Source organism: Kitasatospora sp. NPDC008050 (genome assembly GCF_042957465.1).
In the GTDB taxonomy this organism is placed as follows: Bacteria; Actinomycetota; Actinomycetes; order Streptomycetales; family Streptomycetaceae; genus Kitasatospora.
The window spans coordinates 44,255-64,655 of the sequence record NZ_JBIBIJ010000008.1; the positions used below are offsets into that span (position 1 = coordinate 44,255).

The window sequence follows — 20,401 nt, forward strand, 5'->3', positions numbered from 1 at the left end:
GACTCGCGGACCGGCGGTTACGCCGCCCAGATCATGTCGACGCTGGCGGCGGACCCGGGGCGCGCCGCCCTGCACTGGCATGGGCGGGACGTACCGGCGGGCGAGTTCGCCGACGCCGTGACCGGCGCGGTGCACACCCTGCGCGGGCTCGGGGTCGGCCCCGGGAGCATGGTGGGCATCCTGGTGACGCCCAACAGCCCCGACATGTTCGGCGCGCGCTACGCCGCCCATCTGCTGGGTGCCGCCGTCTGCTACCTCGGCACGATCAACCCGGGGTCGGCCGGGCGGGCGCTGCCCATCGAGGGGCAGCTGCGGATCGTGCGCGACACGGCCGTCTCGGTACTCTTCACCGATGCCGAAAACGTGGGGCGGGCCGCGGAGTTGGCCGCGCTGACGCAGAACACGCCGGTGCTCACCGGGTTCGGTCTGGAGGAGGCGGGGGCGGTCCCGATCGCGCCGGTGCCCGCGGCAGAGCTCGGTGAGGCCGCTCCGTTCGACGCCGAGGCCCTGGCTGCGGTGGTGTTCACCAGCGGCAGCACCGGCCGTCCCAAGGGGATCCGGATGTCGAACCCCATCTGGGAGAGCAGCGTCCGCACCAACCTCGGCTCGATGATCGAGGCCGACCACCCCCGGATGCTGGTCACCACCCCGCTGAGCCACACGGTCGGCCCGATGGCCGACGCCGTGCTCCTCTCCGGTGGAACGGTCGTGCTGCACGAGGAGTTCGAGCCCGGCGCGGTGCTGCGCGCGGTGGCCGAGCAGAAGATCACCCGGACCTTCATGGCCACCGAGCACCTCTACCGGCTGCTCGACCACCCCGACAGCCGCACGGCCGACCTGGCCACGCTCTGGCTGCTGATCTACACCGGCAGCGCCGCGGCACCCGCCCGACTGGCCGACGCCGTCGAGGTGTTCGGCACCCGGCTGTTCCAGGCCTACGGCGCCAGCGAGGGCGGCCGGATCACCCACCTCACCCCCTGGGACCACCAGGACCCGCGCCTGCTCTCCTCGGTGGGCCGCCCCTTCCCCGAGGTCGAGGTCAAGGTGTGCGACCCCGACTCCGGTGCGGAGGTCCCGGTGGGCGCCCAGGGCGAGGTGTGGTTCCGTTCGCCGCACGTGATGGACGGCTACTGGAACGACCCCGAGCTGTCGGCCACGGTGCTGCGCGACGGGTGGGTGCGCACCGGCGACCTCGGCCGCCTGGACGAGGACGGCCTGCTGTACCTGCTGGACCGGATCGCCGACGTCGTCAAGACCCGGGGCGTCAAGGTCCACCCGGTCGAGGTCGAGCGCACCATCCTGGCCCTGCCCGGCGTCGCGCACGCCGCGGTCTACGGCGTCCGGGACGCGGACAGCCTCGAACACGTGCATGCGGCCGTGGTGCTGCAGCCGGGCGCCACCCTCGGCACCGAGGAGATCCGGTCCCAGGTCGCCGCGGCCCTGTCCCCCGTGCACGCCCCCGAACACCTCATGCTGCTCGACGAGCTCCCGCTGAACGCCGCCGGCAAGCCGGACAAGCCGCAGCTGCGCGCGCTGGGCCTCGTTCCTCAGAAGGCGAGTGACACCACCATGACCCAACACCTGGAATTCTTCACCCGGGAGATGCGGGAATTCGGCGACCAGGCCCGGCAGTTCCTGGAGATCGGCCGCCGCGCCGGGCGGTTCCCCACCGCCACCGCGCGCGAGGGGCACCAGGGCGGCGAGCTGGAGATCAGCGTCTGGTGCAGCAACGACTACCTCGGCATGGGCCAGAACCCGTCGGTGCTGACAGCCATGAAGGAGGCCATCGACAGCTTCGGTGCCGGCTCCGGCGGTTCGCGCAACATCGGCGGCACGAACTACTACCACGTCCTGCTGGAGCAGGAACTCGCCGCGCTGCACGGCAAGGAGGCGGCGCTGCTGTTCACCTCCGGCTACACCGCGAACGACGCCGCGCTGACCGTGCTGGCCGGCCGGATGCCCGGCACCGTCGTCTACTCCGACCAGCTGAACCACGCCTCGATCATCGACGGCCTGCGACACAGCGGTGTGGAGAAGCGGATCTTCCGCCACAACGACGTCGCGCACCTGGAAGAGCTGATGGCCGCCGACGGCGACCGTCCCAAGATCGTCATCATGGAGTCGGTGTACTCGATGTCCGGTGACATCGCGCCGCTCGCCGAGATCGCCGAGGTCGCGAAGCGGTACCGCGCCACCACGTACATCGACGAGGTGCACGCGGTCGGCATGTACGGCCCCGAGGGTGCGGGCATCGCCGCCCAGCAGGGCATCGCCGACCGGTTCACCGTCGTGATGGGCACGCTGGCCAAGGGCTTCGGCACCTGCGGCGGCTACATCGCCGGCCCGGCCGCGATGATCGACGCGGTGCGCGGCTTCGCGCGCGGCTTCATCTTCACCACCTCGCTGCCGCCGGCCATCGCGGCCGGTGCGCTCGCGGCGGTGCGGCACCTGCGCGCCTGCGACGAGGAGCGCACCCGCCTGCGGGAGAACGCGCAGCTGCTGCACCGGCTGCTCACCGAGCGGCGGATCCCGTTCGTCTCGCCGATGTCCCACATCGTCTCCGTCTTCGTCGGCGAGGACAGCACCTGCCGCCAGGCCTCGGCCATGCTGCTGGAGCGCTACGGCATCTACGTGCAGGCGATCAACGCCCCGAGTGTCCGCGAGGGCGAGGAGATCCTGCGGGTGGCACCCTCGGCCACCCACACCACGGCCGATGTCGAGAAGTTCGCCGAGGCGCTGGAGGCCATCTGGCAGGAGCTCGGCATCGCCCGCACCGAGGGCTGAGGGCCACGGCGGCGGGCCGGGTGCACCGGGGGCCCCGTCCCCCGGCCCGCCGCCGTACCCGTTTCTCTCTGGGACAGCTCTCGACGTTGGAGAATGTGGTGACTCTCTCGGTAGCGGCCGTGCTCGCCGAATCGGCGGCCCGGCGCCCGGACCACCCGGCGATCACCTTCGGCCGGGAGCAGGTGACGTACCGCGAACTCTGGCTGCGGGCCCGCCGGTACGCGGCCGTGCTGGCCGAGCAGGGCATCCGCCCCGGCGACCGGGTGGCGCTGCTGCTGCCCAACGGGCTGGAGTTCCCGCCGGCCTACTTCGGCGTGCTCGCGCTCGGCGCGGTCGTGGTGCCGGTGCACGCGCTGCTCAAGGCGCCGGAGATCGAGTACGTGCTGCGCGACAGCGCCGCCCGGGTGCTCATCTGCGCCGGGTCGCTGCTCGCCGAGGGACGCAAGGGCGCGGAGGTCGCCGGCGTGCCGCTGCTCACGGTGCGCGCCGACCTCGGGGCACCTCCCGGCCGCCAGGCCGGGGGAGAACACGAGGCGCCGCGGCTCGACCTGCTCGCCGAAGTGGCCGAGCCGATCGCCCACTACGCACCGCGCGAGCCCGGGGACCTCGCGGTGGTGCTCTACACCTCCGGCACCACCGGCCGGCCCAAGGGCGCGATGCTCACCCAGCTCAACATCACGATGAACGTGAGCGTCGGGATGCTCTCGCCCTTCGACTTCCGGGCCGACGACGTGCTGCTCGGCTGCCTGCCGCTGTTCCACACCTTCGGTCAGATCTGCGGCATGCTCACCTGTTTCCGCGCCGGTGCCGCCCTGGTGCTGATGGAGCGGTTCGACGGCCCGGGCGCCCTGGAGCTGATGGCGACCCACGGCTGCACGGTGTTCATGGGCGTCCCCACCATGTACCTGGCGCTGCTCGACGCGGCCGCCCGGGACCCGCGCCGCCCGCCGCTGGACCGCGCCTTCTCCGGCGGTTCGGCGCTGCCGGTCAAGGTGCTGCAGGAGTTCCGGGAGACCTTCGGCTGCGAGATCTACGAGGGGTACGGCCTGACCGAGACCTCACCGTCGGTCTCCTACAACCAGCGGGCCTGGCCCTGTCGGCCGGGCACCGTGGGGCGGCCGCTCTGGGGCGTGCAGGTTTCGATCGCCCGGGCCGAGCTGGAGGGCCGGATCGAGCTGCTGCCGGTGGGCGAGGTGGGCGAGATCGTCATCCGCGGCCACAACGTGATGGCCGGCTATCTGGGCCGTCCCGAGGCCACCGCCGAGGTGCTGGTGGACGGCTGGTTCCGTTCCGGCGACCTCGGGGTGCTGGACGAGGACGGCTATCTGTCCGTCGTCGACCGCAAGAAGGACCTGGTGCTGCGCGGCGGGTACAACGTCTACCCCCGCGAGATCGAGGAGGTGCTGGTGCACCACCCGGCGATCGCCCAGGTCGCGGTCGTCGGGGTGCCGCACGAACGGCACGGCGAGGAGGTCTGCGCGGTGGTGCGGACCCGGCCCGGCACCGAGCCCTGCGCGGAGCTGGGCGCAGGGATCATCGCCTGGAGCAAGGAGCGGATCGCGGCGTACAAGTACCCGCGGCTGGTGGAGTTCGTCGACGCGTTCCCGCTCGGTCCCAGTGGCAAGGTGCTCAAGCGCGAGCTGGTGGCCCGGTTCGGCGGCGGCCCCGACGGACGCTGAGCGAAGTACGCCGAGCACAGCGGGACTTCACACCGCCAGCAGACCGTCCTCCAGCGCGCGGACGACGGCGAGGGTGCGATTGGGGCAGTTCAGCTTCGTCAGGACGTTGCCGACGTGACGCTTCACCCCGTGCTCCGAGATCTCCAGCTGACGCGAGACCTGCTTGTTGCTCAGGCCCTCGGCCACCAGCCGCAGCACCTCCAGCTCGCGCGGTGTCAGCGCGGCCCCCGCCGGTGCGCCGGGCTGGGCGGCGCGCGCGGAGGCCTGGCCGACCCGCACCAGCAGTTGGCGGGCCAGCGTGCCGGAGACGTGGAACTTGCCCGCCATGACGTCGAAGACGGCCTCCCGCAGGGTCGCCGGATCGAGTTCGGACCAGTCCAGGACGCCCTGGGCCTCGTACTCCGCCAGCGCCCGCGCGTCGATCCCGTCCGGCCCGTCGACCAGGAGCAGCAGCCGGGCGCCCTGGGCACAGAGCGCTCGGACGGTCTCCCGGGTGCGCTCGCAGGCCAGCTCGGCCGAGGCGGTCAGGATCAGGTCGAAGCGCTGCCCGAGCGCCGAACAGGCCTGCTGCCCAGACGAGTTGAATGACCGGACCGCACCGAGACGATCGGGAAAGCGGATCATGCCCTCGACCCCGAACCGCTGCAGCGCGTTCTCCAGCACCAGGGCGATACTGAGTTCGGTCTGGTCCACCTGAGTTCCCACGCTTTCGTTCCTTCGACCGATCTGGATCGAGATATGCAGCCACCGGTGGGCCAGGCTAGCCACGGGGCCTCGGCCGTGACACCCGTAGGCACCCCGTAGCAGGCCGTGCACCGCCCTGCCCCGCGGGCATCGGTGCAGCTCAGCGGCGGTGGTCGCGGGCAACCGAATAGGGGTCGCGGCCAGGGCCGGTCCGGGCTGACGGTGCGCCGCCGCGCCGGGTGGGTGCGGCGGCGCACCGGCGGTCAGAGCCGCCGGCCGGCCCGGGCCCGGCGGGTCAGCTCGGCCACCCGGGTCAGGGTCGGCTCGCCCACGATCTGGGCCAACTGGCCCATGAACTCCTCTTCCTGACTTGGGCTCAGCGACACCTCGCGGCAGACGCCCGCCAGCATAGCGAGCAGCGCCACCGAGTCCCCACCCAGCCGGTGGAAGTCGGCCGTCCCGTCGAGCCGTTCGCGCGGCACCCTGAGGGTGCGGGCCCAGATGCCGGCCACCGCCTCCTCCACGGAGTCCACCGGTGCAGCCGGCGCCGCCGGCTCCGCCTCGGGCCGCGCGGCTGCGGGGTCTGCCGCGAACGGGTCGGGCAGGGCGCGCGCGTCGACCTTGCCGCTCACCGTGTAGGGCAGCTCGGTCAGTACCATGACGGCCGCGGGCACCAGGTAGGCGGGCAGCCGCTCGGCCAGGTGCGCCGTCAGCTGCTCGCCGCCGACCGCCGGCTCGGCCAGCACATAGCCGTACAGCGCCTTGGCACTCTGCCCGGGCCGGGCCCGGGCGATCACCACGGCACGGTGCACGGCGGGATGCTCCTCCAGCGCCCGGGCCACCTCCGCCGGCTCCACCCGGTGCCCGCGGACCTTGACCTGGTCGTCGATCCGCCCCACGCACTCCAGCTCGCCCGAGGGCAGCAGGCGCACCAGGTCGCCGGTGCGGTAGACCCGGGTGCCGTCGGCCAGGTGGACGAAGCGCTCCCGGTCCAGCTCGGGCCGGCCGAGGTAGCCGCGGGCGAGCTGCGCGCCGCCCAGGTAGAGCTCGCCGATCTCACCGGGGGCGACGAACCGCAGCTCCTCGTCGAGCAGATGGGCGGTGGTGTTGTCGGCCGGCAGGCCGATCGGCACCACCGCGTACCCGGCGTCGCCCTGCGGGTCGTAGGTGTGCGCGGTGCAGCCGATGGTGGCCTCGGTGGGCCCGTACTCGTTGATGATCCGGCAGTCGGGCCCGAACATCTGCTGGGCCCGGGCAGCGACCTCCACCCGCAGTTGCTCGCCGATCACCAGCACCGTGCGGTAGCCGGTGGGCGCCAGGCCGAGGCGGCCGATCAGGTCGAGGTGGGAGGGCGTCAGGTTCAGCGTGTTGGCGCCCGAGCGCTCCAGCAGGTGGCGCAGCGAGAGGTGGGTGGGCTCCTCGCGCAGCAGGATCACCTCGCCGCCGGCCAGCAGCGGCAGGAAGACCGAGGTGCCCGTGACGTCGAAGGAGGGCGAGGTGATCAGCGGCAGCCGGGTGTCCGCGTCCACCTCGAAGGCGCGGGTGGCCCAGTGCACGTAGTTGGTCAGGCTGCGGTGCTCGATCTGCACGCCCTTGGGCCGGCCGGTGGAGCCCGAGGTGTAGATGACGTAGACCAGGTCCGCGGGATCGACGGCCGCGTCCCGCAGGTCCTCGGGCACCTCACCGTCCAGCGCCAGCTCGTCCAGCGGCAGCCCCCGGCAGCCGGCCGGCAGGCAGTCGCGCTCGTCGTAGGGCCGCTCCAGCAGGCAGAGGCCGCTGCCGGCGTCGGCCAGCAGGTCGGCGATCCGGGCGTCCGGGTGGCGGGAGTCCAGGGGCAGGTAGCAGGCCCCCGTCCGCAGCACCCCCCAGAGTCCGGCGATCCCGGCCACCGTGCGGTCCGCCAGCAGGCCCACCACGCTGCCGGGGCCCACGCCCTCGCGGCGCAGTTCGGCGGCGACCCGGTCCGCCCGGCGGCTCAGTTCCGCGTAGGTCACCTTGCCCTCGGGGCCACTGAGCGCGATCCGGTCCGGCGTGCGCTCGACCTGCGCGCGGAAGAGCTCGACCACCGACTGCTCGCAGGGCAGCGCGCGCTCGGTGCGGTTGCCGGCCCACTGGCGGTGCGCGGGCGGGCAGAGCGCGTCCGCGACGGTGTCCAGCAGGCCTTCGACGAGGTCGGCCGTGCCGGGCTCGTCGTGCCAGGCGACGGTGACCTCGGTGCGCCCTGCCCGCTCCACCAGGTCGATCTCGGGCGGGCCGCCGGGGCCGACCCCGCCCAGCGCGTAGCAGGTGCCGGCCCGGAAGGTGCCGGTGGACAGCTCGGCGAGGTCGACCGCGCCCAGGTGCGAGAGATAGCCGGTGCCGGAGTAGCGGCGGCCGCGCCAGGCGGCCCGCTCGATCCCGGCGTTGAGCACGCGCAGCACCGGCACCGGCACCCGCAGCAGCCAGGAGGCGATCGGCAGCCTCAGCTCATCGCGCCCGGCCAGCGAGCCGAGCAGCCGCTGGTGCACCTGCTGCCAGTCCTCCCCCGCCGCGACGTCCACCGTCAGGGTGTGCGCCAGCATGGCGGTCGAGCGCAGCTCCGGCTCGTGCCGTCGCAGGTCGACCGGGACGAGGAACCGCCCGCCGCCGGGCCCGGCGGCGGCGGCGAGCGCGGCGGCCACCTTGGCCACCGCCGCCGGGTGCCGGCCGTCGAGCGTGCGGCGGCGCCAGCGCAGGCGGGGCAGGTTCGGCGCCGGGTTGCCCAGCAGCGAGGGCCACTCCTGCTTGGCGGCGGGCACCGTCCCCAGCTCGTGGCCGGCCACCCGCAGCGCGAGTGTCTGGTGGTCGACCGTGGCGTCGTAACCCACCGGGGGCTCGCCGCGCAGCACCCGGAAGACGTCGGCGGCCCACAGGTGCAGGCCACGGCCGTCGGTGACGCCGTGGAAGGCGCGGAAGACCAGGGTGGTCGGCGTGCCGGGGATCAGCAGCACCTCGCAGGTCGCGCCGCTGGCGTCCAGCGGGCGGTGCAGCGCGGGGTGGTCGAGCCGCTCGTTGTCGAAGCTGTCGGCGTCGAGCACGTGCAGCGCGGGGGCGGTGCCGCTGTCGACCCAGCGCCGGCCGCGGCGGATCAGCCGCATCCCCGGGGAGGCCTGGGCCGCGATCGCCAGCGCCGCGGCGAGGTCCTCGGGCGCCACGGTCCCGTCGCCCTCCACCACGTGCTGGACGACGCTCAGCGCCGGGCGCACGCCCAGGAAGGCCCACTCCATCGGCGTGATGGCCCGTTGGTACGGCCGCGGGCCGGCGGGGGTGCTCACCGCCGGTGCGGAGGGGGTGCGTTGGTTCTCCTGTTGCGTTCTCAACGTGATCGCAATCTCTCGTGCCGTTCGGCGAACGAACGCCCGGCGCGGTCGTCGGGCGCGAGGTCGGGGGCCGGTCGGTGCTGGCTCAACTGCTCGGGGAGCGGCCGAGCTGGTCGTTGATGAAGGCGAAGAGTTCGTCGTCGGAGGCCGCCTTGAGCTGCCCGGTGTCCACCGCTTCGGCGGCGGGCGGGGCGGCGGGGCCGGCGAGCCTGCCCAGCAGCGCCTCCAGCCGGGCCGCCAGGGTGCCGCGCAGCTCGCCGTCGGCCACCGGAGCGGCGGTGAACGCCGCCTCCAGCCGGTCGAGTTCGGCCAGCAGCGGTTGCGCGGCGGCGGCCGGGGCGGGGGTGATCTCGGTGAGCAGCAGCGCGGCGAGCGCGGCGGGCGTCGGGTGGTCGAAGACCAGCGTCGCGGAGAGCCGCAGGCCGGTGGCCGCGTTCATCCGGTTGCGCAGCTCGATGCCGGTCAGCGAGTCGAACCCGAGCTCCTTGAAGGCCCGTTCGGCCTCGACGGACTCCGGCCCGGGGTGCCCGAGCACGGCGGCGACCTGGGTGCAGACCAGGTCCAGGAGCAGCTTGCGGCGCTCCTCCTGGTCCAGTCCGGTCAGCCGCTGCGCCAGCGTCGGCCCCTCCACACTCCCCGCCGCGGTCCGGGCGGCCCGGCGCGCGGGCGTGCGCACCAGGCCGCGCAGCAGCGGCGGAACGGCGGCCGGGTCGGCGTGGGCGCGCAGCCCGGCGACATCCAGGCCCATCGGAGCGAGGGTGCTGCGGCCCAGGGTTGCCGCGGTGTCGAGCAGCGCCAGGCCCTGGGCGGAGGCGAGCGGGGTGATGCCGCCGCGGGCCATCCGCTCCAGGTCGGCCGTGCCGAGGTCGCCGGTCATCCCGCTGCTCTCGGCCCACAGGCCCCAGGCGAGCGAGAGGGCGGGCAGGCCGTCCTGGGCGCGGCGGGTGGCCAGCGCGTCCAGGAAGGCGTTGGCAGCCGCGTAGTTGCCCTGCCCGGCGCCGCCGAAGGTCCCGGCGACCGAGGAGTAGAGCACGAAGGCCGACAGGTCGAGTCCGGCGGTCAGCTCGTGCAGGTTGAGCGCGGCGTCCACCTTGGGGCGCAGCACGGCGTCGAGCCGCTCGGGCGTCAAGGTGTTGACCACGCCGTCGTCGAGCACACCGGCGGTGTGGAGGACGGCGGTGAGCGGGCGTTGGAGCGAGCCGAGCAGCGCGGCGAGGCCGGCGCGGTCGGCCGCGTCGCAGGCCGCGATGCTGACCGATGCGCCCAACTGCTCCAGCTCGGCGGCGAGTTCGGCCGCACCCGGGGCCTCGGCGCCGCGCCGGCTGGTGAGCAGCAGGTGCCGGGCGCCGTGCTCGGCGACCAGGTGCCGGGCGGCCAGCGCCCCCAGGGTGCCGGTCGCGCCGGTGATCAGCACGGTGCCGTCCGCGTCCAGCGGGGCCGGAACGGTCAGCACGACCTTGCCGATGTGCCTGGCCTGCGAGACGAAGCGGAAGGCCTCCGGTGCCCGGCGCAGGTCCCAGGTCGCGATCGGCAGATGCTCCAGCGCACCCTTCTCGAAGAGCGCGAGGACCTCGGCGAGCAGCTCGCCGGTGCGCTGCGGCCCGGCCTCGATCAGGTCGAAGCCCTGGTAGTGCACCCCCGGGTGCTCGGCCGCCACCTGCTCGGGGTCGCGGACGTCGGTCTTGCCCATCTCCACGAACCGCCCACCGCGCGGCAGCAGCCGCAGCGAGGCGTCCACGAACTCCCGGGCCAGCGAGTCCAGCACCACGTCGACGCCCCGGCCGCCGGTCGCCGACCGGAACCGCTCCTCGAACGCCAGATCACGCGAGGAGGCGATGTGCTCGTCGTCCAGACCCAGCTTGCGCAGGGCATCCCACTTGCCCGCGCTCGCGGTGCCGTAGACCTCCGCCCCCAGGTGCCGGGCCAGCTGCACGGCCGCCATGCCGACACCACCGGCGGCGGCGTGGATCAGCACCGACTCACCCGCCCGGAGGTCCGCGAGGTCCACCAGCGCGTAGTAGGCGGTCAGATGGACCACCGGGACGGCGGCCGCCTCGGCGAAGCTCCAGCTCTCGGGCATCCGCGCGATCATCCGGCGATCGACCACCGCGAGGGGGGCGAAGCCGCCGGACATCATGCCGAACACCCGGTCGCCGACGGCGAGATCGGTGACGTCGGGTGCCACCTCCAGCACCACACCGGCGCCTTCCAGGCCCAGCAGACCGGCGTTGCCCGGGTACATGCCCAGCGCGTTGAGCACGTCACGGAAGTTCAGACCGGTGGCCCGCACCCCGATCCGCACGCTGCCGGGCTCCAGCGGCGCGACGGCCGCCGGGTGCTCGATCAGCGCCAGGTTGTCCAGGGTGCCCTTGACCGGGATGCCGAGACGCCAGGCCACCGCGCCCTCGGGCGGGGTCAGCGCCGCGTCGGTGGCGATCCTCGCCAACCTTGGGACAAGGCAGGTTCCCTGACGGAGCGCCAGCTCGTGCTCCGGCAGCGCCAGTGCGGCGGGCAGGGCGGCGAGCGAGGCGTCGGCGCCGTCCAGGTCGAGCAGCACGAACCGCTCGGGGTTCTCCGCCTGCGCCGAGCGCACCAGGCCCCGGACGGCGGCACCGGCCGGATCGGCCAGCCGCTCCCCTCCCAGTGGCGCCACCGCACCCCGGGTCAGCAGGACCAGGCGGGAGCCGGCGAACTTCTCCTCGGCCAGCCAGGCCTGCACCAGCCCCAGCACCCGGTGCGTCACCTCCCGCACCCCGTCGGCCGACAGACCGTCAGCCAGCGGCAGGCACGGCACGAAGAGCACCTCGGGCACCGTGACGGACGCCGCCACCGCCGCCAGGTCGGCGAACGACTCCGCGGCCAGGCCCAGCGGAACCTCGCCCAGCACCCCCCAACGTCCCACCACAGGCGAGGCGTTGGCAGCGGCGGGCAGCGCGGCCCACTCGACCTGGAAGAGCGCGTCGTGGTGGGCGGCGCGCGCGGCGCCGCGCAGCTGCTCGGCGCCGACCGGGCGCAGCACCAGCGAGTCGACGGTGGCCACCGGCTCGCCGGTGGCGTCGGCGATCGCCAGGGCGATCGCGTCCGTGCCCTGCGGGGTGATCCGCACCCGCAGCGCGCCGGCCCCGGCGGCGTACAGGGTGACACCGCTCCAGGCGAACGGCAGGCGGCCCCCTTCGGCGCCGCTGCCCTGCAGGAAGGTGCCGTGCAGCGCGGCGTCGAGCAGCGCGGGGTGCAGGCCGAACAGGCTCCCGTCCGGCTCGGTGCCCGCGGGCAGCGCGACCTCGACGAAGATCTCCTCGCCCCGCTGCCAGGCGGCGGTCAGGCCCTGGAAGGCGGGGCCGTAGGCGAATCCGCCGACGGCCAGGCGCTCGTAGAAGCCGGTGGTCTCCAGCGGCACGGCCTCGGCCGGTGGCCAGCTGGCGAGTTCGCCCGCGGCCGGTCGCTCCGCCCCGCCGGTGGCCAGCAGGCCGTCGGCGTGCTTGGTCCACGGATCCTCGGCCGACGCGTCCTCGGGACGGGAGTGGACGGACAGCGCCCGGCTGCCCGTCTCGTCGGCGGGGCCCAGCCAGAGCTGGAGCTGGAGCGCGCCGGTCTCCGGCAGGACGAGCGGCGCCTGGAGGGTCAGTTCCGCCAGCCGGTCGCAGCCCACCTGGTCACCCGCGCGGACCGCGAGTTCGACAAAGGCGGTGCCCGGCAGCAGGACGGTCCCGGAGACCGCGTGATCGGCCAGCCAGGGGTGGGTCCGCAGCGAGAGCAGCCCGGTGAACAGGTAGCCGTCCGACTCGGCGAGCGGGGCGGCGGCACCGAGCAGCGGGTGCGCGGGGGTCACCAGTCCGGCCGAGGCGACGTCGGCGGCCCAGAGCACCGGCGGCTCCAGCCAGTAGCGCTCCCGCTGGAAGGCGTAGGTGGGCAGGTCGACGCGCCGGGCGCCGGTGCCCGCGAAGACCGCCCGCCAGTCGAGTGCGGCACCGCGCACGTATAGGTGAGCGAGGGCGGTGGCGAAGGTCGTCACTTCGGGGCGGTCGCGGCGCAGCACGGGGGCGAACACCGCCTCCTCCTCGGCGGACGCGGTGGCCTGGGCCAGCGCGGTGAGGGTGCCGTCCGGGCCCAGCTCCAGGAAGGCGCGGACGCCCTCGCGCTCCAGGGTCTCGATCGCGTCGGCGAAGCGGACGGCCTCGCGGACGTGGCGCACCCAGTAGTCGGGGGTGGTGAGGTCGGCGTCCTGGTCGAGCGTGGAGACGATCGGGATCCTCGGCTGGTGGAAGGTCAACTCCGAGGCCACCGCACGGAACTCCGCCAGCATCGGCTCCATCAGCGGCGAGTGGAAGGCGTGGCTGACGGTGAGCCGCCTGGTCTTGCGGTCCAACTTCTCCGCCAGCTCCAGCACCGCCTGCTCGGTACCCGAAAGCACCACGGAGGTCGGTCCGTTGACGGCGGCGATCCCCACGTCGGAGCGGTCGGCCAGCAGCGGCAGCAGCTCCGCCTCGCTCGCCTGGACGGCCACCATCGCTCCACCGGCGGGCAGTTGCTGCATCAGCCGGCCGCGCGCCGCCACCAGCCGCGCGGCATCGGCGAGCGAGAGCACGCCCGCGACGTGCGCGGCGGCCAGCTCACCGATCGAGTGGCCCGCCAGGAAGTCCGGTGTGAGGCCCCAGGATTCGACGAGGCGGAACAGTGCCACCTCCAGCGCGAAGAGCGCCGGCTGGGTGTAGGCCGTCCGGTCGAGCAGCGCGTCGGCGTCCTTCAGCGGCACCTCCAGGTACCGGTCCAGCTCCGCGCGGACCGCGTCATACGCCTCGGCGAACACCGGGTGGGCGTCGTACAGTTCGGCGCCCATGCCGGCCCGCTGGCTGCCCTGCCCGGCGAACAGGAACGCCGTGCGCGGGGTGCCGGCGGCGGTGCCCTCGACGAGGTGGCCGGCCGGCTCACCGGCGGCCAGCGCGGCCAGGCCGCGCAGCAGTTCGGCGCGGTCGCCGCCGACCACCGCGGCGCGCTGCTCCAGGCTGCCGCGGGTGGTGGCCAGCGAGAAGGCGAGGTCGACCGGGTGCAGGGTCTCGTCCTCGGTCAGCCGGGCGTGCAGACGGCTCGCCTGGGCCCGCAGCGCCTGGGTGCTCTTCGCCGAGAGCACCCAGGGCAGCGCGGCCGGAGCGGCCGGCTCGGCCACGGGGGCGGGGTCCGGCGCCTGCTCCAGGATCACATGCGCGTTGGTGCCGCTGACGCCGAAGGACGAGATGCCCGCGCGGCGCGGCTCGCCGGTCTCCGGCCAGGGCCGGGTCTCGGTGAGCAGCTCCACCGCGCCGGCCGTCCAGTCGACGTGCGGGGTCGGCTCGCCGACGTGCAGGGTGCGCGGCAGCACGCCGTGGCGCATCGCGAGCACCATCTTGATGATCCCGGCGGCACCGGCGGCGGCCTGGGTGTGCCCCAGGTTGGACTTGACCGAGCCGAGCCAGAGCGGCCGCTCCGCCGTGTGCTCACGTCCGTAGGTGGCGAGCAGCGCCTGGGCCTCGATCGGGTCGCCCAGCGAGGTGCCGGTGCCGTGCGCCTCGACAGCGTCGACCTGGTCGGCCGTCAGGCGGGCGTTCGCCAGCGCCTGGCGGATCACCCGCTGCTGGGAGGGGCCGTTCGGCGCCGTCAGACCGTTCGAGGCGCCGTCCTGGTTGACGGCGGTCCCCCGGACGATCGCCAGCACCGGGTGCCCGTTGCGCCGCGCGTCGGAGAGCCGCTCGACCAGCAGCATGCCCACGCCCTCGGCCCAGCTGGTGCCGTCCGCGTCGGCCGAGAAGGACTTGCAGCGCCCGTTGGCAGAGAGCCCGCCCTGCCGGGCGAAGTCGATGAAGGTGTCGGGGGTGGCCATCACGGTGACGCCGCCGGCCAGCGCCAGCGTGCACTCGCCCGAGCGCAGCGCCTGGGCGGCCAGGTGCAGGGCGACCAGCGAGGAGGAGCAGGCGGTGTCGACGGTGACGGCCGGGCCCTCCAGGCCGAAGGTGTAGGAGATCCGGCCCGAGGCGACGCTGCCGGAGCCGCCGGTGCCCAGGTAGCCCGCCACCTCCTCGGGGACGGCGGGCAGCCGGGTGACGTAGTCGTGGTACATCACGCCCGCGAAGACGCCGGTCCGGCTGCCCTTGACCGAGGCTGGGTCGATGCCGGCCCGCTCGAAGGCCTCCCAGGACGCCTCCAGCAGCAGCCGCTGCTGCGGGTCCATCGCCAGCGCCTCGCGCGGGTTGATGCCGAAGAAGCCCGGGTCGAAGGCACTGGCGTCGTGCAGGAAGCCGCCCGCCAGTGCGGCGTCCGCCTGCTCGGTGTCGGCGCTGCGCAGCGCGTCCACCAGCCAGCCGCGGTCGGTGGGGAAGCCGGAGATGCCGTCCCGGCCGCTGGTGACCAGCTGCCACAGCTCCTCGGGCGTGGTCACCTCGCCCGGGTAGCGGCAGGCCATGCCGATGATCGCGATCGGGTCTTCCGTCAGGGGTGCGACAACCGCGGCGGTCGCGGTGGGCTGGGGGCCCAGCAACTCGGCGCCCAGCAGTTCGGCGCCCAGCAGTTCGGCGCCCAGCAACTCGGCGAGGGCAGCCGGGTTCGGGTAGTCGAAGACCAACGTGGCGGGCAGCCGCAGGCCGGTGACCGTGTTCAGCCGGTTGCGCAGCTCGACGGCGGTCAGCGAGTCGAAGCCCAGCTCCTTGAAGGCGAGCTGCGGCTCGATGGCCTCGGCGCCGCTGTGTCCGAGGACGGCGGCCACCTGGCCGGTGACCAGGGTGAGCAGCGCCTTGGCCCGCTCGGCGGGCGCCAGCGCGGCCAGCTGTTCGCGGAACGAGTCGCCGCCCTGCTCGGCCTGGGCCGCCCGGCGGGCCGGTGCCCGGACCAGGCCGCGCAGCAGGGCGGGCAGCGCCGAGGACCCGCCGTGGGCGCGCAACCCTGCCAGGTCGAGGCGGATCGGGACGTAGCTCGCGCCGCCCAGCGCGGTGGCGGTGTCGAGCAGGGCCAGACCCTCCGCGGAGGAGAGCGCGGCGACCCCGGCGCGGTTGATGCGCTGGAGGTCGGCCTCCTCCAGGGTGCCGGTCATGCCGCTGCGTTCGGCCCACAGGCCCCAGGCCAGCGCGGTGGCGGGCAGCCCGGCGGCCCGGCGGTGCTGGGCGAGGGCGTCCAGGAAAGCGTTGGCGGCCGCGTAGTTGGCCTGACCGGGGCCGCCGAGGGTGGCCGCGGCGGCCGAGAAGAGCACGAAGGCGGTGAGGTTCTGATCCTTCGTCAGCTCGTGCAGGTGCCAGGCCGCATCGACCTTGGGGCGCAGCACGGTGGCCAGCCGCTCGGGGGTGAGCGAGGAGACGATGCCGTCGTCCAGCACACCGGCGGTGTGCACCACGGCGGTCAGCGGGTGCTCCAGCGAACCGAGCAACTCGGCCAGCGCCGCCCGGTCGGCCACGTCACAGGCCGCCAGCGTCACCTCGGCACCCGACTCCCGCAGCTCGGCGGCGAGTTCGGCCGCACCCACGGCCGCCGCACCACGACGCGACACCAGCAGCAGCCGCCGCACCCCGTGCCCGGCCACCAGATGCCGCGCCACCAGCGCACCCAGCGTCCCCGTCGCACCCGTGACCAGCACCGTCCCATCCGAGGCCGGCGCCAGGGCAGGCGCCAGGACAGGCCCGGCGTCGGCATCGGCGGTGTCGGCGGCGGTGTCGGTGGTGGCGGCGGTCACCCGGGCCAGCCGGGGCAGCTTGAGGGTCCCGGCGCGCAGCGCGAGCTGCGGCTCGTCGGCGGCCAGGGCAGCGGCCAGCGCGGCGGGCAGGGCCCGCAGCGAGGCCTCGTCGGCGTCGAGGTCCACCAGCAGCAGGCGGTTCGGGTGCTCGGACTGGGCCGAGCGGACCAGGCCCCAGACGGTGGCGGCGGCCAGGTCGGCGACCGGCTCGCCGGGCACGACGCTCTGCGCGCCCGCGGTGACCAGCACCAGGGGGGCATCGGCGAACCGGTCCTCGGCCAGCCACTGCTGGACCAGCGCGAGCGCCCGCTCGGCCGTCGCGTGCGCGGCCGCCGGCGGCTCGCCGGGCTCGCCCCGCACGGCCGCCAGCACGAGGGCGGGCGGCGTCGCAGCGGCGTCCAGGGACGCGGCCAGCGCGGCCGGGTCGACGTGCCGGGGCAGGTCGAGCCCCAAGGTCTCGGCACCGAGCAGCGCCCACCCGGCGGTGTCGGGAGCGCCCAGCACGGGCCCGGGGGCCGCGTCCTGCCACTCCACGGTGAACAGCGACTCGTGGTGGGCCCGGCGGGCGGCCTGCACCTGGGCGGCCGAGACCGGGCGCAGCAGCAGCGACTCGATCCGGGCGACCGGGGCGCCGGTGCCGTCGGCGACGGTGACCGCGACGCGGTCCGCACCGGCCGGGGCGAGCCGCACCCGCAGGGTGTCGGCGCCCGAGGCGTGCAGGGTGACACCGCTCCAGGCGAACGGGAGCCGCCCGGATTCGCTGGGGCTCAGCAGGGTGCCCATGCCGACGCCGTGCAGGGCGGCGTCGAGCAGCGCGGGGTGCAGGCCGAAGCGCTGGGCCTCGGCCCTGGCCTGCTCGGGCAGCCGCACCTCGGCGAAGATCTCCTCGCCCGACTGCCAGGCGGCGCGCAGGCCCTGGAACACCGGGCCGTAGTCGAAGCCGGCCTCGGCGAGGTAGCCGTAGAGCCCCTCGGTCTCGACCGGGACGGCACCGGCCGGCGGCCAGCTGTCCCGGCCGAGCGGCTCGGGCTGCGGGCCGGTGCCGAGGGGGGCGAGGCTGCCGGTGGCGTGCCGGGTCCAGGCGTGCTCGGCGGTCAGCGCCGCGCCGGCGGCGGTGTCCTCGGGCTCGGGGCGCGAGTGCAGGGTGAAGCCGCGGGCGCCGGTGGCGTCGGCCTCCCCCACCGCGAGCTGGAGCTGGACGGCGCCGTGCTCGGGCAGCACCAGCGGGGCCTGCAGGGTGAGTTCGGCGAGCTGCTGGCAGCCGACGTGGTCGCCGGCCCGGATCGCGAGTTCGACGAAGGCGGTGCCGGGCAGCAGGACGGTGCCGAGCACGGCGTGGTCGGCCAGCCAGGGGTGGGTCCGCAGCGAGAGCAGCCCGGTGAAGAGCACCCCGTCGGCGTCGGCGAGCGCGACGGCGGCGCCGAGCAGCGGGTGGTCGGCCGCGCCGAGACCCGCCGAGGCGACGTCACCGACCCAGCCGGCCGGTGGCTCGGGCCAGTGGCGGCGGCGCTGGAAGGCGTAGGTGGGCAGGCCCACCCGGGCGCCGCCCCAGCTCGCGCCGACGGCCCGCCAGTCGGGGGTGGCGCCGTGCACCTGGGCCCGGGCGAGCGCGGTCAGCAGGGCCCGGGCCTCGGGGCGCCCGGCCCGCAGGGTGGGGATCAGGGCGGCCGTGCTCTCCTCGCCCAGGCAGTGCTCGGCCATCGCGGTGAGCACGCCGTCGGGGCCGAGCTCCAGGTAGCTGGTGACGCCGCGCGAGGCCAGGGTCTCGATCGCCTCGGCGAACCGGACGGCCTCGCGGACGTGCCGCACCCAGTACTCGACCTCGGTCAGATCGGCGCCCGGCTCCAACGTCGAGACGATCGGGATCCGCGGCGCGTGGAAGGTCAACCGCTCGGCCACCGCGCGGAACTCGGCCAGCATCGGCTCCATCAGCGGCGAGTGGAACGCGTGGCTGACGGTCAACCGCTTGGACTTGCCGCCCAGTTGACCCACCACCTCCGACACCGCCGGCTCAGCGCCCGAAAGCACCACCGACGACGGCCCGTTGACCGCCGCGATGCCCACGTCCGCGTGGCCCGCCAGCAGCGGCAGCACCTCCTCCTCGCCCGCCTGCACCGCCACCATCGCCCCACCGGCGGGCAGCGCCTGCATCAACCGGCCACGGGCGGCCACCAGTTCGGCCGCATCCGCCAGCGAGAGCACGCCCGCCACGTGCGCGGCGGCCAGCTCGCCGATCGAGTGCCCCGCCAGGAAGTCAGGGCGCACGCCCCAGGATTCGACGAGGCGGAAGAGCGCCACCTCGATCGCGAAGAGCGCCGGCTGGGTGTACTCCGTCCGGTCGAGCAGTGCGTCGGCCTCCTTGAGCGGGGTGTCGAGGTGCCGGTCCAGCTCCGCGCGGACCGCGTCGTAGGCCTCGGCGAACACCGGGAAGGCGTCGTACAGTTCAGCGCCCATCCCGGCCCGCTGGCTGCCCTGCCCGGTGAAGAGGAACGCCGTGCGGCCCTCGGCCGCCACGCCCTGCACCAGGTGCGGCGCGCTCTCGCCGGCGGCGAGGGCGTCGAGGCCGGCCAGCAGCTCGGCGCGGTCGCCGGCCAGCACGGCCGCCCGGTGCTCCAGGGCGGCGCGGGTGGTGGCCAGCGAGTGGGCGAGGTCGGCCGGGGCCGGCTCGGGGGCGGTGTCCAGGTGGGCCCGCAGCCGGGCGGCCTGGGCGCGCAGCGCCTCGGCGCTGCGGCCCGAGACCAGGTAGGGCAGCAGCGCGGGGGCGGCCGCCCTCGGGCGGTCGGCGGCGGACTGCTCGGGCTCGGGCGCCTGCTCGATGATGGTGTGGGCGTTGGTGCCGCTGACCCCGAAGGAGGAGACGCCCGCGCGGCGCGGCTCCTCGGTCGCCGGCCACGGCCGGGCCTCCTGCAGCAGGGCGACGCCGCCCGCGGACCAGTCGACGTGCGGCGAGGGCTCGTCCACGTGCAGGGTCCTGGGCAGCACGCCGTGCCGCATCGCGAGCACCATCTTGATGACGCCCGCGACTCCGGCGGCGGCCTGGGTGTGCCCGAGGTTCGACTTGACCGACCCGAGCCAGAGCGGCCGGTCCGCCGGGCGCTCCAGGCCGTAGGTGGCCAGCAGTGCCTGGGCCTCGATCGGGTCGCCGAGCACGGTGCCGGTGCCGTGCGCCTCCACCACGTCCACCTGAGCGGGCGTCAGCCCGGCCCCGGCCAGCGCCTGGCGGATGACGCGCTGCTGCGAGGGGCCGTTCGGGGCGGTCAGCCCGTTCGAAGCGCCGTCCTGGTTGACGGCCGAGCCGCGGATCACCGCGAGCACCGGGTGCCCGTTGCGCCGGGCGTCGGAGAGCCGCTCCAGCAGCAGCATGCCGACGCCCTCGCCCCAGCCGGTGCCGTCGGCCGCCGCCGCGAAGGACTTGCAGCGGCCGTCGGCCGCCAGTCCGCGCTGGCGGCTGAACTGGATGAAGGCCCGCGGGCTGGACATCACCGTGACACCGCCGGCCAGCGCCAGCGAGCACTCCTTCTGGCGCAGCGACTGCACCGCGAGGTGCAGGGCGACCAGCGAGGAGGAGCAGGCGGTGTCGACGGTGACGGAGGGGCCCTCCAGGCCGAAGGTGTAGGAGATCCGGCCGGACAGCACGCTGGCCGCGTTGCCGGTGAGCGTGTAGCCCTCGACGCCCTCGGGGACCTGGTACAGCAGATCGCCGTAGTCCTGGCCGTTGGTCCCGGCGAAGACGCCGGTGCGGCTGCCCTTGAGCGAGGTCGGGTCGATGCCCGCGCGCTCCAGCAGCTGCCAGGAGGACTCCAGCAGCAGCCGCTGCTGCGGGTCCATGCCGAGCGTCTCACGGGGGCTGATGCCGAAGAACGCGGCGTCGAACTCCGGTGCGTCGTACAGGAATCCGCCGTGCCGGGTGTAGCTGGTGCCCTGCTGGTCGGGGTCCTCGTCGAAGAGCGCGGCCGCGTCCCAGCCGCGGTCGGCGGGGAACTCGCCGATCGCGTCCCGGCCCTCGGCCACCAACTGCCAGAGATCCTCGGGCGAGTCCACCCCGCCTGCGAACCGGCAGCTCATCGAGACCAGGGCGATCGGCTCGGAGTCGCCCGACTCCACGTCACGCAGCCGCTGGCGGGTCTGGTGCAGATCCGCCGTCACGCGCTTCAGATAGTCGAGGAGCTTTTCCTGATCCACTGCTGGAACCTCACCCAATTCGATCACTGCTGCAAGTAGTTAGG

General features: G+C 74.7%; 5 protein-coding genes and 1 pseudogene. 3 read left to right on the forward strand and 3 right to left on the reverse strand.

Going from position 1 to position 20,401, the window contains the following annotated elements; genetic code table 11:
• Positions 1–33 precede the first annotated feature (33 nt).
• The 3 genes and pseudogenes from ACFZB9_RS17745 to ACFZB9_RS17755 all read left to right on the forward strand — a co-directional run.
• Positions 34–1,497, forward strand: a pseudogene (locus ACFZB9_RS17745) (class I adenylate-forming enzyme family protein); the annotation flags it as partial.
• Between the two features lie 72 nt (positions 1,498–1,569).
• The gene (hemA, locus tag ACFZB9_RS17750) at positions 1,570–2,784 is read left to right on the forward strand and encodes a 5-aminolevulinate synthase (RefSeq protein ID WP_391448574.1); all 1,215 of its coding nucleotides are present in this window, start codon (positions 1,570–1,572) and stop codon (positions 2,782–2,784) included.
• A 98-nt stretch (positions 2,785–2,882) separates the two neighbouring features.
• Positions 2,883–4,463, forward strand: coding sequence for a long-chain fatty acid--CoA ligase (locus tag ACFZB9_RS17755; protein ID WP_391448109.1), 1,581 nt, complete (start codon positions 2,883–2,885; stop codon positions 4,461–4,463).
• A 27-nt stretch (positions 4,464–4,490) separates the two neighbouring features.
• Here ACFZB9_RS17755 and ACFZB9_RS17760 read toward each other — a convergent pair whose 3' ends face one another.
• The 3 genes from ACFZB9_RS17760 to ACFZB9_RS17770 form a co-directional block, all read right to left on the reverse strand.
• Entirely contained in the window at positions 4,491–5,168 is a 678-nt protein-coding gene (locus ACFZB9_RS17760) for a response regulator transcription factor (protein ID WP_391448111.1), read from the reverse strand.
• A gap of 242 nt (positions 5,169–5,410) precedes the next feature.
• Positions 5,411–8,440, reverse strand: a complete 3,030-nt coding sequence (locus tag ACFZB9_RS17765; protein WP_391448113.1) for an amino acid adenylation domain-containing protein — start codon at positions 8,438–8,440, stop codon at positions 5,411–5,413.
• Between the two features lie 130 nt (positions 8,441–8,570).
• On the reverse strand, positions 8,571–20,357 hold the full coding sequence (locus ACFZB9_RS17770) for an SDR family NAD(P)-dependent oxidoreductase (protein ID WP_391448116.1): 11,787 nt from the start codon (positions 20,355–20,357) through the stop codon (positions 8,571–8,573).
• Between the last annotated feature and the right edge of the window lie 44 nt (positions 20,358–20,401).

Coding starts and splice junctions, on each gene's coding strand:
- hemA (WP_391448574.1), top strand. CDS start 1,570: ATGACCCAACACCTGGAATTCTTCACCCGGGAGATGCGGGAATTCGGC.